10 protein-coding genes and 2 pseudogenes are annotated in these 14,498 nt (G+C 41.2%); all 12 read left to right on the top strand.

Features of this window, described 5'->3' with window-relative positions; genetic code table 11:
- Positions 1-193 precede the first annotated feature (193 nt).
- The 12 genes and pseudogenes from CB4_RS18865 to CB4_RS18810 all read left to right on the top strand — a co-directional run bounded on the left by CB4_RS18865 (position 194) and on the right by CB4_RS18810 (position 14,417).
- A complete protein-coding gene (locus CB4_RS18865) occupies positions 194-436 on the top strand; it encodes a hypothetical protein (RefSeq protein ID WP_146226650.1) in 243 nt (80 codons plus the stop codon).
- Positions 437-479: 43 nt separating this feature from the next.
- Positions 480-671 (top strand): hypothetical protein, encoded by a 192-nt coding sequence (locus CB4_RS18860; RefSeq protein WP_096467266.1) that lies wholly within the window; start codon positions 480-482, stop codon positions 669-671.
- 550 nt (positions 672-1,221) lie between these two features.
- Positions 1,222-1,377 carry a DUF1540 domain-containing protein gene (locus CB4_RS18855; protein WP_096467265.1) on the top strand — a complete coding sequence of 52 codons (156 nt, stop codon included), beginning with the start codon at positions 1,222-1,224 and terminating at the stop codon, positions 1,375-1,377.
- Positions 1,378-1,937: 560 nt separating this feature from the next.
- Positions 1,938-2,339: an IS200/IS605 family transposase gene (gene tnpA / locus CB4_RS18850; protein WP_096467264.1), complete on the top strand. Its 402-nt coding sequence runs from the start codon at positions 1,938-1,940 to the stop codon at positions 2,337-2,339.
- A gap of 19 nt (positions 2,340-2,358) precedes the next feature.
- A complete protein-coding gene (locus tag CB4_RS18845) occupies positions 2,359-3,807 on the top strand; it encodes a transposase (RefSeq protein ID WP_096467263.1) in 1,449 nt (482 codons plus the stop codon).
- A gap of 326 nt (positions 3,808-4,133) precedes the next feature.
- On the top strand, positions 4,134-4,493 hold the full coding sequence (locus CB4_RS18840) for a SpoIIAA family protein (RefSeq protein ID WP_096467262.1): 360 nt from the start codon (positions 4,134-4,136) through the stop codon (positions 4,491-4,493).
- 281 nt (positions 4,494-4,774) lie between these two features.
- Positions 4,775-4,915 (top strand): annotated as a pseudogene (locus tag CB4_RS21755) (sporulation protein YhbH); the annotation flags it as partial.
- Positions 4,912-5,727, top strand: a pseudogene (locus CB4_RS18830) (SpoVR family protein); the annotation flags it as partial. The pseudogenes CB4_RS21755 and CB4_RS18830, both read left to right, overlap by 4 nt.
- Positions 5,728-5,869: 142 nt before the next feature.
- Positions 5,870-6,127 (top strand): hypothetical protein, encoded by a 258-nt coding sequence (locus CB4_RS18825; protein WP_096467260.1) that lies wholly within the window; start codon positions 5,870-5,872, stop codon positions 6,125-6,127.
- The gene (locus CB4_RS18820) at positions 6,124-6,507 is read left to right on the top strand and encodes a retropepsin-like aspartic protease (RefSeq protein ID WP_231956073.1); all 384 of its coding nucleotides are present in this window, start codon (positions 6,124-6,126) and stop codon (positions 6,505-6,507) included. The genes CB4_RS18825 and CB4_RS18820 overlap by 4 nt, the downstream gene beginning before the upstream one ends.
- Before the next feature lie 382 nt (positions 6,508-6,889).
- Positions 6,890-10,690, top strand: coding sequence for an S-layer homology domain-containing protein (locus tag CB4_RS18815; RefSeq protein WP_096467259.1), 3,801 nt, complete (start codon positions 6,890-6,892; stop codon positions 10,688-10,690).
- 343 nt (positions 10,691-11,033) lie between these two features.
- Entirely contained in the window at positions 11,034-14,417 is a 3,384-nt protein-coding gene (locus CB4_RS18810; protein ID WP_172890924.1) for an S-layer homology domain-containing protein, read from the top strand.
- The last annotated feature ends 81 nt before the right edge of the window (positions 14,418-14,498 follow it).

The raw sequence follows: 14,498 nt of genomic DNA, 5'->3' as shown, positions 1-14,498 counted from the left end.
GTTGAATGTAGAAAATTCAACTGAAAATATGTATGTTTATTATTCTAAATATCATGGTTCTAGGAAACTACAAAAAGAAATAGATAAATTTCGACAAAAAAAAGGGAGTCTTACAAGAAAGGAGGCTCCCCAAATGAATAGGGTTGTCCAATGCTCTCCTACGCATAGATATGGTGCAAAGGGGGATGAGCATATGGAACAAAATGAACGTCCTTGCTACACCACACAGATCGGTAACACGACCATCAAGATTCGCTCAGCACTTCCGTTTATGACAGACGAGCAGCAGGCGCAATGGTTTCGAGATAATGACTCGCTTCCAGAGGTGCAGATGCTTAAGAGAGCTTGGGTTCGAGCTACTTGGTACAACCACAAAAGAAGAATTATTCGTGCAGAGTATGAGTTGAATAAAGGAAAACTTGAATCTACTGTATGATTCAGGCCCTTCGGGAGTCTGGCTTGGAACGGGGGGCAATAACATGAACTTGAATGCTGAATTTAAATCCTATGTGGCTGGTCGAAATGTGACGGATAAGAAAATGAAGCTCACGTTTGAGCTGGATGTAGATATTAAACCAGCAGCTCTAGCAGCCATTACACAGATGGTGAGCAAGCTGACTAAATACAAAGAGCGTGTAGCCGAACAGATGTGCAGTGGGGATACGGCTTAACGATTAAAAATTGCTGATCTGTTAATGGACAAAAAAAGGGAAGCGAGAAAGGGGTGCAATCTCGCTTCCTAAAGTGTAAACGCCCAACAGAGTAATTTGAGTGGAGAAAAACCTATCGCTGATATTTTTATAAAGCAAATTATATGCCAACAAAAAGTAGGGGGAAAACCGCTAAATTGCTTGGATTTTGCATCTTAATCAGTTGTTTCTGAATTATCTTTAAACTATTTTTGAATCAAAACTTGGATAGATGCAATAAAAAGAGCCGAAAACGGTTCGAAGAGCGCTGGAGCGAGTTCAGAAGAAGAGAGAAAAACGCCCCTTTCACTTAGAAAAGGGGGGGAGGAGTGGTTTTAATAAGAGACAGTTATTATTATGGGTGATTGAAGTGTAAAGAAGGTTAAATGAAAGTAAAGGTTTTGATAAGCTACAAAAAATATCCTTCGCGGTCTGCCAACCGTTAAGGGGACATCGAACGAATAGTGCAATACAAATATGAATAGACAGAGCGAAACTTGTCCATGATAAACTACGAAGGAGGTGGATAACTATGGCAAAAGATGTACTTTGCGAAGTAAACAACTGTACGTACTGGGCGCAAGGCGATAAATGCAGCGCAAATGAGATTTATGTAGTAAGCCACAAAGGCAAGAATGCTTCGACTACAGAGGAAACAGACTGTAAGACGTTCCAGCCTGGCATGTAAGGCCAATATAAGCTGCTCTTCGGAGTGGCTTTTTATTATTCATTTTAGCTTTTTGTTGCACAATAACAGGACAAGAAGGGAGGAGTAAAATGGAAACACGAGTGATAATGCCGGACCCGCAGAGCAATTGGGAAGAGTGTGTACAAAGATATTGGGAAAAGGAGAAAAAGCAACGAGAGTAGAAGGAAGAACAGCAAAAATAAATAAAACGTCGGTGTCTGCCAGCATTGTTATTTTGCCTTAGACGAGAAGAGATGAAAAAATCTTGTAAAGGAATCGCCGCAGTATCAACTTGAAATATCCCTAACACTCTATGCAAATACCTATTTTTCGGGATGTGCATATGCCCATAAAAGCGAAGAATAAGCAGTTTTTATGAATTAGCCGAGAACACTCGTGACTTTAGTCATGAGTGTTCTCGGCTTCGGACAAGGCGTGTCTTTTGACACGTCAATTGTCCGACATATGTTAACTTACCTACTAACAAAAATACCGATATTTAGTAGTAATAGCCTGAAAAATATTTTGACATATGTTATCCTGTAATTGAGGTGGATAGCATGGCAGAAGTCAAACATGGTAGAGGATATGTGTACGCTATCCAATACCATATTGTATGGTGCGTGAAATATCGCCACAACGTGTTACTTGGCGATATAGATATACGATTAAAGGAAATACTCAATCAAATTGCTATAGATAATGGTTTCACGATTTCGGAAATCGAAAGTGATTGTGACCATGTTCATCTCTTGGTTGACTGTAATCCACAACATTCAATTCCGAATATCATCAAAGCGTTAAAAGGCGTTTCAGCAAGGTTGCTATTTAAAGAGTTTCCCCAACTAAAAAAGAAACTGTGGGGTGGTCATTTGTGGAATCCTAGTTACTTTGTCGCAACCGTAAGTGAAAATACAGAACAACAAATACGCCAATACATTCGTAATCAACAAAAGAAATAGCGAAAGGAGCTGAACCTAGATGACAACGCCAACCTATGTGCTTACGTTGCCTTTACAAGTTGAAACATGGCAAGAACACATCCTGGAAAAGCGCTTACACATTGGGCGAACGATCTACAATGCCTGTCTAGGTGAAGCGTGGCGTAGATACAAATACATGATACGTAATCCTAGGTATTGGGAAGTGGTTCGTATGCCGAAAGGCAAAGAACGCAATCAACTTCTGAATCAATTCAAAGAACAATACGGCGTTCGTAAATTCGATTTAAATAGGTACGTTCAAGGAATGGGGCGTACGCTTAAGCAAAATATCGGTTCTCAAATGGCTCAGAATATCGCGGAACGAGCGTTTCAAGCAATTGAGAAAGTCATGTATGGGAACGGTAAGAAAGTACATTTTTGTTCAGTAGGTCAATTCTTTTCGTTAGAAGAAAAGACAAACAAGACTGGTTTTCGTTACTTTCCCGAAAACAAACGCATGGAATGGTTAGGACTTATCCTGCCTGTCATGATAAAAAACCAAGATGAATACGCACATCTTGCGCTTCAAGATAAAATCAAATATTGCCGACTTGTAAAGAAAGTGATTCGTGGTAAAAATCGTTACTTCGTTCAATTTGCCTTAGAAGGGTTTCCACCAAAGAAACGCAATCATAATCATTCCAAAGATGAAAACGCTCGTGTCGGATTAGATATTGGCACATCAACACTCGCCATTACTTCTGAAAAGGAAGTGAAGCTGTTTGAGCTAGCGGAAGGTTTGTCAGTAGATGAACGTCAAAAACGGATGCTACAGCGTAAGTTAGACCGCAGTCGTAGAGCAAATAACCCGAACAAATACAAGGAAGATGGCACAATCAATAAATCCAATCGAGAGAAATGGATTCAAAGTGAAAACTACAAGAAAGCTCGGCAAGAGTTCGCTGAAATGAGTCGAAAAATTGCGGATAAGCGCAGGCAATCACACAATCAACTGGCTAATTATATTCTTTCGTTGGGGCTGGATGTCCGAGTTGAAACCATGAATTTCAAAGGACTTCAAGCAAAAGCAAAGAAAACAGAGATTAGCGAAAAGACGGGACGATACAAACGTAAAAAACGATTTGGAAAGTCAGTAGCGAATCGTGCGCCATCTATGCTTCTTTCGATTATCGACAACAAACTAAACTACTTCGGCTTAAAACTAAAGCGGATTGACACCACTAAAGTGAAAGCCAGTCAATTTGAACACTTCACGCAAACGTGCGTGAAGAAAAAGCTCTCAAAACGTTGGAACCACTTTGAGCAAGGTGATGTGCAACGTGATTTGTATAGTGCCTTTCTAATCATGAATACAAAAGACAATCTGCGTGAAGTAGATGTTGGACGAGCAAATGAAACATGGAACAACTTCTTTGGTAAGCACGAACAGGAAATGGAACGAATTAAACATTTGAGCAAGAAACAAGTAAGCAGTATCGGCTTGTAAAACTTCGATCCAAAAGGGTTTTGAACCGAGCCTACAGGACGATAATGGCAGCAATGGTTGCCTTGTCCATGAAAGTCTAAGGGAAATAGCTTAGTGGCTGATGTCAGCCGAAAACTCGTTTTCGGTCATTCAGACGAAGGCTGAATGAAAGTACCTTAGAACCTCATGACTTTAGTCATGAGAGGTTCAGTTAGACTGGCAGGTTGTTTTGATTTTACGGAAAAATCATGTGCCATACTCACATATTTGTCATATAGTTTGCTACGCGGTACAAGGAAAGCCCATCTCTATACCGAATAGAATATGGGGAAGGGAAGGTGATCTCTATGATAAAAGTGATAGAAAGTCGTAGTGACGCTGTTGTAGCGATTGAAGTCAGTGAAAAGGTAACAAAAAAGGACTACCCGGATGTTGAGCAAGCTTTCCGAGAAATAGCCGATCGTTATGGCAAGATTCGAGTGCTGATGATGGTTGGAGAATACACAGGGGTTTCCTGGGATGCTATTTTAGAGGATATAGAATTTAATAAAGAATTCTATAAGTATTACGACAAAGTCGCCGTAGTAAGTGATCGGAAGTGGATGAAGCCGATTATCAAAATAGAAGATTATTTTATTAAAGCCGATATGAAGTACTTCGATCTAGAACAGCAGAATGAAGCGTGGGAATGGATCACACAAGAATAAATAGGTGGGGGGCAGCGGAAAAAGCTGCTCCTTTTATTTTGCCTAGAAGGACGGTGAGGAGAATCGGTCACATGACTACTTTATGACTTTTCTGATACCCTCCTTGTGGCCAAGATTAAGTAGCGAATGCTTACTTATTTGGACACCGAAGAAATAAGAAAAGCTCAGTACTTACTGGACGTTTTGTTTTGATATGAGTAGAGAATAAATTTAACAAGGTCCGGTATAAATTTATAAACGAGAGGGAACACTAGTTAATTTGTATATATCATGAATAGTTTAATCAATACAACCGTCATTCTACATTAATGTCAGCTTATAAGCATATTAAAGACCCGAAGTTCAAATATTCGATTGTCCGGGAGAAGGGCGAAGTGTATAAGGCGCTGACGGGATTTTTCGGAAAGGAGAGTGCGGGATGACAGAAGAAGAGATGAAGCAACTAGAAAGGGCAGTCGACGAGATCACCGAGATTGCGCAAGGATTTGGCCTGGATTTTTATCCGATGCGCTATGAGGTGTGCCCGGCAGATATTATTTATACATTTGGCGCATACGGTATGCCAACCCGCTTCTCGCACTGGAGTTTCGGAAAATCGTTTCACCGGATGAAATTGCAGTATGATCTCGGGTTAAGTAAGATTTATGAGCTGGTGATTAACTCGAATCCGTGCTATGCATTTCTACTGGATGGCAATAGCTTGATTCAAAATAAGTTGATTGTGGCACATGTGCTGGCACATTGTGATTTTTTTAAAAACAATGTCCGGTTCAGCCAGACGAATCGCGATATGGTAGAAAGTATGTCAGCTACAGCCGAGCGGTTGCGCCAGTATGAGATCCGATACGGACAGGAAACGGTGGAAGATTTTCTGGATGCGATTCTCGGCATTCAGGAGCATATTGATCCGAGTTTGCTACATCGGCATTTTACATGGGCGGATAATAAAGACGAATTACCAGAGTTTACGTCCCGAGTGACCCGGCCGTATGATGATTTGTGGGAGATTGATGAGGAGGAGCGGAAAAAACGGGAAGCAGCGGATGAGGAACGGAAGCGGCATGCGAAGCGTTTTCCTCCGGAGCCAGAGAAGGATTTGTTGTTGTTCATTGAGGAGTTCAGTCCAAGTCTGGAGCCGTGGCAACGGGATGTACTCACGATTATGCGCGAAGAGATGTTGTATTTCTGGCCTCAGATCGAGACGAAGATCATGAACGAGGGCTGGGCTTCGTTTCGCAAAGGTGCTTAAAATTATGATAAAAGCATGCGATGACCTTAACGTCAGACGCATGCTTTTATTTTAAATCGGTGAGATATGGATGTCCAGATGTATGTGGTATAATCAGTAAAAAAGGACGCGGAAAGGATGGGATGTCGTGAAGTGGCAAGAAGTGAGACAGGCCTATCAGGACGAGTGGATTGTGTTTGAAGCGTTGAAAGCTCGTTCCGAGGATGATAAACGGATTGTTGATGATCTGGCTGTTATTGATCGTTATAAGGACTCAATGGACGCACTACGACGCTATACAGCTCTCCATAAGGAGAATCCAGGACGAGAGTATTATTTCTTCCATACATCCCGTGAGGAGCTTGATATCAGAGAGAAGAAATGGACAGGGCTGCGCAGAATATGATCTCAATTACAATAAAACATGACCTGCCGTTTGTGGAAGCGACTGTGACGTTCCGTGGTCAAACGATAAAATGCGAAAATGTTCTGCTGGATACAGGTTCGGCAGGGACGATATTTAATGTGGATAAGCTCATTGAAATTGGTGTGAAGCCTGAGCCAAATGATATGACGCATACGATTTATGGAGTCGGTGGTGCCGAATTTGTGTATTCCAAAACGATGGACGTAATCCAGATCGGAGATGCAAGGCTTCAGAATTTCCAAATTGAAATCGGAGCCATGGATTATGGACTGGAACTGGATGGTATTATAGGATTCGACTTTATGCGTGAACTGGGGCTTATGATTGATACGAAAAACATGAATGTTTACTATAAATGAATCTATGAATTTAAGCAGTCTATAATCAAAAAATATACATCTTATAATCCCTCATAATAATATAAATTTTACTAAAAGCTGCCTAGTAATAGGGCAGCTTTTTTGATGTAAAAACTGATATGTTCAGAATTTGTTCAGAACGAAAATGTATAATGTAGTAATAAATACGATATATGCTTAATTTATACCAAAAATATTAATCTTATGAAATTAATTACTAAATTAGAGGGGGTATGCATACTTCATATGACGAAAATTTGTAGGTTATTCAACCAATGTAAATGGTTTCGAACTATAGGCAAATAAAACTATGAGTAAATAACACACTAGTATGCGTTTAACCTTATTAGTTCTGTTTACATAGTGTATTTAGGAGGCGGTCATGAGCAAAAAAATATATAAGGAATATTATAAGGTCCTATCCACTACAGTTATCTTTTCTATGCTATTTGGGTCTTCCCACACTATAGCAGCTCCCGCTGTAAGTCATGAAAAACAACCACAGAAAAAGGTAAGTGCGTCTAGCCCTTTTTTGGACTTTGATCAAGTGAGTGACTGGGCAAAGGAATCTGTATTGAAAATGAAAGAACAAACAATAATGGTTGGAGATCCAGTCGGTCGTTTTCGACCACTAGACAAGATGACGCGTCAAGAAATGGCTGCTACCTTGTCCAAAGTATTGAATTTAACGAAACAGGAAACCGTCATATCCTCTTTTAACGATGTTTCGACTACTACTTGGGCTAAGGATGCGATTGATGCAGTGAAAGTAGCGGGGATTATGAAGGGGGATGAAAAGGGGAACTTTCATCCGAATGCACCTTTGACCCAGGAAGAATTCGCAAGTTTACTTATCAACATTATAAAAGCAGATACAAAAGGCAAAGGGAACGCCCTTCCTTTTGCAGATAAAAATCAGATAAGTAGCTGGGCAAAACCAGCCGTTCAAGTGGCACTAGAAGAAGGATTGCTCCATGGTGATGGAAAAAACTTCAACCCGAAGAAACCGATTCAGCGCCAAGAGGTAGCGTCTGTTATATCTAAACTAATGGACTTAATAGCCCCTTCCTCTCATCACGCTGTGATTGATGAAATTAAAGGGAATATAGTCACTATTAATGGTATCTCCTATCGTGTAGCTGAAAATGTAAAAGGCGTATTAAATGAAGGGAACGCAGATGTTCTTCAACATGCAAAAATTGATGTGGAATCATCAAATCAAGTTATTACGAAAATTACATACCTAGAGCTCAAAACGAGTGGAAAGCCTGCCAAGATAGGTGGAAAAGAATTTTCGGAAAACATTGTGCTCGACGCTCAAGGTACAACGATTGATGGGAATATAAAGGTAGGGGCCGACTATGTAACGATTAAAAATCTGACAATAGCCGGAAATTTTGATATTGAGCCTGATATGAAGAATAACTTTTATGCCTACAAGGTAGAGGTAAAAGGAAATACAACTATTGAAGGGGGATCACCACATACGGTTGTATTTGAAGATTCTACTCTTCAGGCAACGAATATTAATAAACCAGATGTACGAGTAGAAGCAATAGGAACAACTACAGTTTCAGAAATAAACGTTACTAGCAATGCTACGATACAAGCGGATTCAAGTATAACTATTCCAAAGGTGAACATACAAGATGGTGCTACTAATGTAACTCTTAATGCTTCAATTACTTCGTTATCAATTGAAAATCATGATGCCACGACTCTCTCAGGAAGCGGAAAAATCGAAAGCCTGACGATCCAAAATGCAAGTTTTGTTACATTGAATACATCGGCGACAATTACACAGGTTACTGTTTCGGATGTCAATTCAAAAGTTACGGTACAGCCGGGAACACAGATTGGTACCTTATCGGTTCCAACAGGAGCCAAGGTTGAAAATATTGTAACAAACTATACGGAAGTGAAGTCACAAATTGCAAGTACCAGTGCGGGCGTTTCTCCGTCTACTACTACTTCAAGTGGTTCAGGAAGTAGCGGTTCAAATCATGCACCAACAGCTACTACAATTGCGAATCAAACCATAATGGTAGGTTCAGGAGATCTGGTCATAGATTTAAATACAATCTTCAGTGACCAAGATGGAGATGTGCTCTCATTTACAGCGGTATCTCAGAAGCCGTTAGTTGCAAGTGTGAATCTCAGTGAGGCACAATTAAAAATCACTCCATTATCAGCAGGAAGCACCATAATTGCAATGTCAGCAAATGATGGTAGGGGTGGAAAGGTATCTAAAAATTTCACTGTTACGGTTCAGGCAGCAGCAAACCATGCACCAACGGTGGCAAATCCCATTGGGAATCAAACGATGACAGTTGGAGGAAGTCCGTCCACGATCAGTCTTGGGAATGTTTTTGCGGATGCAGATGGAGATACTCTTATGTATGGAGTATCAAGCTCGGATACAGGAGTTGCGAACGTAAGCACAACAGGAGATCAATTGACAATTACGCCGATTGCGGCAGGAACGGCAACGATTACGGTAACAGCAAACGATGGACATAATGCACCGATAAGCAGCACATTCACTGTTACGGTTCAGGCAGCAGCAAACCAGGCACCAACGGTGGCAAACCCCATTGGGAATCAAACGATGACAGTTGGAGGAAGTCCGTCCACGATCAGTCTTGGGAATGTTTTTGCGGATGCAGATGGAGATACTCTTATATATGGAGCATCAAGCTCGGATACAGGAGTTGCGAACGTAAGCACAACAGGGGATCAATTGACAATTACGCCGATTGCGGCAGGGACGGCAACGATTACGGTAACAGCAAACGATGGACATAATGCACCGATAAGCAGCACATTCACTGTTACGGTTCAGGCAGCAACAAATCATGCACCAACGGTGGCAAATCCCATTGGGAATCAAACGATGACAGTTGGAGGAAGTCCGTCCACGATCAGTCTTGGGAATGTTTTTGCGGATGCAGATGGAGATACTCTTATGTATGGAGTATCAAGCTCGGATACAGGAGTTGCGAACGTAAGCACAACAGGAGATCAATTGACAATTACGCCGATTGCGGCAGGAACGGCAACGATTACGGTAACAGCAAACGATGGACATAATGCACCGATAAGCAGTACATTCACTGTTACGGTTCAGGCAGCAGCAAACCAGGCACCTGAAGTTATCAGCTCGATCCAAACACAAGTTCTCTGCCCTGTTTATACTGTCTCCCGTGAGTATGATTTGAGTCAGTTGTTCCGCGATCCTGAAGGGGATACCTTGACATTTTCGGCAGTTGTAAATGATCCTGATGCAGCTCGGGTGTCCATAAGTGGTAATAAGTTAACCCTTGAACCTGGGATGATCGGACACGTGGGAACCACGTTCGTTGCTATTACGGCAACGAACACCAAGGGAAAAGCAGTAACCTATAACCTGAATGTACGAGCTGTTCAACTTGCTACGAATGGTTATGTTGAAATAAACACCAAGGTTGGTGTGCCAAGCATCACCTATGATTTGTCGCCTTTCTTTCCGACTCAGGATAGTTTCGATGTCTATAAGGGCATTCCAAATCAGACCTTGAGTGGACCAACAACTTTATCTAAAAAGTCATGGATAGGTACAGCGACTAACGGTGATAATTGGGTGGTTAGTGCTGATGGAAAAGCTGTATTACTTCGAGTCAACGTGGCGTTACAGTTAAATTCTGATCCTTACTTTATTCAATACATTGATGGTGGAGAATATAATAAGACTTTTCAGATTCTCAATTCTAAATACGGTACAGGTCAGAAATTTACCGGGTATGTACTCGAAATCTTTCATTTTGATCTAGCAACAAACGAAATTAAAAGCAAGGATACAAAAATTTTCAACATACCGGAGCAAAATATCCAAGATATTAAACTTATCAATATAATAGATCGTGCGTTTTATGACTTTTTCGATTTTATTAACACGCCGTATTTCAACGACGAGCTGGAACTAAACATGCCGGGAAGCCGTCTGACGGCGATCGTCTTGAAAAAAGACGGACGCATTATTGACGTCATTGGTGATCCAAATAGCCACGAAGAAATTTTGCCAAAAGGAGGAACGATTATTCGGAAGAGCGCGATTCACAGCGCCTCGCAGACATACTCGCAGGCTGGTGAATGGAACCTATATACAAAAGGAACCTATGAGTATTACGGTCAGCAGACGCCGTAACTGTATATAGTTTGAAAGTTCGTGAAGGTCCAACATATTTAAAAAAAGGAAGATAACGAACGTTATTGGCAATCTAGGTATTCATACGACCTGTTTTTACAAAAAACGAAATTTTACTTTGCGATATGAGTGGAGTTACAGAATCTCAAAAGTACAATGTAGTCTTTATGTGGAATGTTTATCACAAAGAGGTAGAGTAGTTTGTAGGAAGACATGTTTCATAAAATAGAGTACTAGATACTATCGGACAATACCTAGTATCAATCCTAAAGATACTAGGTATTGTTTTTGGATGAGGATAAGTTGTAATATCAAAATCTATGAGATATGGAAAGGGGAAATTATGAAGAGAAAGTTGCTTTTTAGTTTAGTAGCGTTGTGTCTGTGTATGCTACTTGTTCCAAATACATCAAGTGCCGCGGTGAGTTTCATACAAACATGGGGAGCAGGTGGAAATGGTGAGGGAAAATTCAATCTTCCTACAGGAGTGGCAACAGATTCATCAGGGAATGTATATATAGTAGATACAGGGAATAACCGTATTCAAAAATTTTCAGAGAACGGCATATTTCTCTCGCAGTGGGGGAGTTATGGAACCGATAGTAAGCAATTCGACGGCCCTTCATTTATTGCGATAGATTCATTAGATAATGTTTATGTAGCAGATCAAAACAATAATAGAATTCAAAAACTATCAAAAGAGGGAGAATTTATCGCTGAACTAACAGATCTATTTATGGTATCTTCTGTAGCGATAGACTCATATGGTAACTTATATGTTCTAGATGCGCTTGGTATTACTAAATATGATTCTAATTTACAATTAATAGATAACACTAATTGGTCTAATGCACCTTTAAATCAAGCTATAGATATCGCGATCGATTCACAGAATAACTTATATGTGACTGATAGCGGAGACAAATGTGTTAAAAAATTTGATTCTGATGGTAATGTAATTACGACGTGGGGATCAGAAGGTACGGGAAACGGAAAATTTAAATATCCAAACGGTCTTGGAATAGATTCTGATGATAACGTATATATAACCGATTATAATGGTAATTTACCGATTCAAGTGTTTAGCTCTACTGGAGACTTTCAGTATGCGTTTGGAACCCCTTTTAATTCATCGGATGATACGACGTTTACCAATCCAACAGACGTAGCTATTGACCATTCAGGAAATATATACGTCGTAGATGGTACTCGTGCGAATGTACAAAAATTTGTTATCATAAAAAATATTCAATCAGTAACAAATCCGACAGCGAAAACAGGTGTGGCAAACGGAACAGCAAAGACGGCAGCCGCATTGGGATTACCGTCCCAGATAGAAGTAACGTTAGAGGATAACAGCAAAATCAATGTGAACGTAACATGGGATGTAGCTAACGCAAGCTATGATCCAACAAATACCGGAGCTCAAAGTTTTACGGTAACGGGAACACTCACTCTCCCCAACGGGGTGACAAATACACAAAACAAGACTGCGAGTATAAATGTAAGCGTGGATGCGGCATCGGTAGTCGTGAAGAATATTACAGATGTAACAAATCCGACAGCGAAAACAGGTGTGGCAAACGGAACAGCAAAGACGGCAGCCGCATTGGGATTACCGTCCCAGATAGAAGTAACGTTAGAGGATAACAGCAAAATCAATGTGAACGTAACATGGGATGTAGCTAATGCAAGCTATGATCCAACAAATACCGGAGCTCAAAGTTTTACGGTAACGGGAACACTCACTCTCCCCAACGGGGTGACAAATACACAAAACAAGACTGCGAGTATAAATGTAAGCGTGGATGCGGCATCGGCAGTCGTGAAGAATATTACAGATGTAACAAATCCGACGGCGAAAACAGGTGTGGCAAATGGAACAGCGAAGACGGCAGCCGCATTGGGATTACCGTCCCAGGTAGAAGTAACGTTAGAAGATAACAGCAAAATCAATGTGAACGTAACATGGGATGTAGCTAACGCAAGCTATGATCCAACAAATATCGGAGCTCAAAGTTTTACGGTAACGGGAACACTCACTCTCCCCAACGGGGTGACAAATACACAAAACAAGACTGCGAGTATAAATGTAAGCGTGGATGCGGCATCGGCAGTCGTGAAGAATATTACAGATGTAACAAATCCGACGGCGAAAACAGGTGTGACAAATGGAACAGCGAAGACGGCAGCCGCATTGGGATTACCGCCCCAGGTAGAAGTAACGTTAGAGGATAACAGCAAGATCAATGTGAACGTAACATGGGATGTAGCTAACGCAAGCTATAATCCAGCAAACACCGGAACCCAAAGCTTTACGGTAACGGGAATACTCACTCTCCCCAACGGGGTGACGAATACGCAAAGCAAGACTGCGAGTATAAGTGTAGTAGTAAATGCAGCGACTTTAAGTGGTGGCGGAGGTGGAGGAAGCAGCAGTACATCTGCACAATCTCCATCACCAAGCACATCAAATACTGGGGTTGAAGTTCTGTTCAATGGGAAGGTTGAAAGTGCTGGAACAGCAGTAACAGCAAAGGTGAATGATCGAACAGTAACTACCGTTGCCGTTGATGAAAAGAAGATTGGAGAGAAACTTGTAGCTGATGGGCAACATGCGGTAATTACAATTCCGATAAATACAAAATCGGATATCGTGGTTGGCGAATTGAACGGCCAGATAGTCAAAAACATGGAACAAAAGCAGGCTGTTGTCGAAATTAAAACAGAGAATGTCTCCTATAGGTTACCGGCACAGCAGATTAATATTAATGCCATCTCAGATCAGCTTGGAACGAGAGTAAATCTTCAGGATATTAAAGTTCACATCGAGATTTCCAAGCCGCCAGCAGAAACAGTGAAGATCGTGGAAAATTCAGCAGCAAAAGGTGAATTTACAATCGTAGCCCCACCAGTCAATTTCACAGTAACAGGGACATATGGAGATAAAACGATTGATGTTTCCAAATTTAACACATACGTAGAAAGAACCATTGCCATTCCAGACGGAGTAGATCCGAACAAGATTACAACAGGCGTTGTCGTTGACCCAGATGGAACTGTTCGTCATGTACCGACTAAAGTGGTTATGATTGATGGGAAGTATTTTGTAAAAATCAATAGTTTAACGAACAGTACGTATTCGGTTGTCTGGCATCCTCTCGAGTTTAAAGATGTAGAGCACCACTGGGCGAAGAATGCGGTGAATGACATGGGTTCACGGATGGTAATTAGCGGAATTGGTCATGATCTATTCAATCCGGACCAGGATATTACGCGCGCAGAGTTTGCGGCAATCATGGTCCGTGGGTTAGGGATTAAGCAAGAGGATGGTGTTGTGCCATTTACGGATGTAAAAGCAGCAGATTGGTACAGCAGCGCGGTGCAAATCGCGTATAAAAACAATCTAATCCGTGGGTTTGAAGATGGCACATTCCGTCCAAATGACAAGATTACACGGGAGCAGGCGATGGGGATTATCGCCAAAGCGATGAAAATCACCGATCTGCAAGCGAAACTTCAGCCTAAAGAAGCAGGAGAACTGTTGCGTCCATTTATAGATGCGAAACAGGCGTCGGAGTGGGCGAAGGAAGGAATTGCGGATTGCTTGCAAGCAGGTCTAGTTTCCGGTAGAAATGGTCAGCAACTGGCACCAAAAGAGTTTATCTCGAGAGCAGAGGTTGCGGCTATTGTTCAGAGACTTTTACAAAAGTCTGAGTTGATTTAGTTAACTAAATATGAATAAAACAAAAGGGATATCCGCAAGTGACCAATCGAGCAGCTTGCAGGATATCCATTTTTGGTTAGA

The sequence above is a fragment of the Aneurinibacillus soli genome (assembly GCF_002355375.1).
Lineage (GTDB): Bacteria > Bacillota > Bacilli > Aneurinibacillales > Aneurinibacillaceae > Aneurinibacillus > Aneurinibacillus soli.
Note: the sequence above shows the minus strand (reverse complement) of the source record. Positions and strands in the feature narration are given on the sequence as shown.

Excerpts from the sequence above, each read along its gene's own strand:
- CB4_RS18815 (WP_096467259.1), top strand. The coding sequence starts at position 6,890 with ATGAGCAAAAAAATATATAAGGAATATTATAAGGTCCTATCCACTACA.
- CB4_RS18810 (WP_172890924.1), top strand. The coding sequence starts at position 11,034 with ATGAAGAGAAAGTTGCTTTTTAGTTTAGTAGCGTTGTGTCTGTGTATG.
- tnpA (WP_096467264.1), top strand. The coding sequence starts at position 1,938 with ATGGCAGAAGTCAAACATGGTAGAGGATATGTGTACGCTATCCAATAC.
- CB4_RS18845 (WP_096467263.1), top strand. The coding sequence starts at position 2,359 with ATGACAACGCCAACCTATGTGCTTACGTTGCCTTTACAAGTTGAAACA.
- CB4_RS18865 (WP_146226650.1), top strand. The coding sequence starts at position 194 with ATGGAACAAAATGAACGTCCTTGCTACACCACACAGATCGGTAACACG.
- CB4_RS18855 (WP_096467265.1), top strand. The coding sequence starts at position 1,222 with ATGGCAAAAGATGTACTTTGCGAAGTAAACAACTGTACGTACTGGGCG.
- CB4_RS18840 (WP_096467262.1), top strand. The coding sequence starts at position 4,134 with ATGATAAAAGTGATAGAAAGTCGTAGTGACGCTGTTGTAGCGATTGAA.
- CB4_RS18860 (WP_096467266.1), top strand. The coding sequence starts at position 480 with ATGAACTTGAATGCTGAATTTAAATCCTATGTGGCTGGTCGAAATGTG.
- CB4_RS18820 (WP_231956073.1), top strand. The coding sequence starts at position 6,124 with ATGATCTCAATTACAATAAAACATGACCTGCCGTTTGTGGAAGCGACT.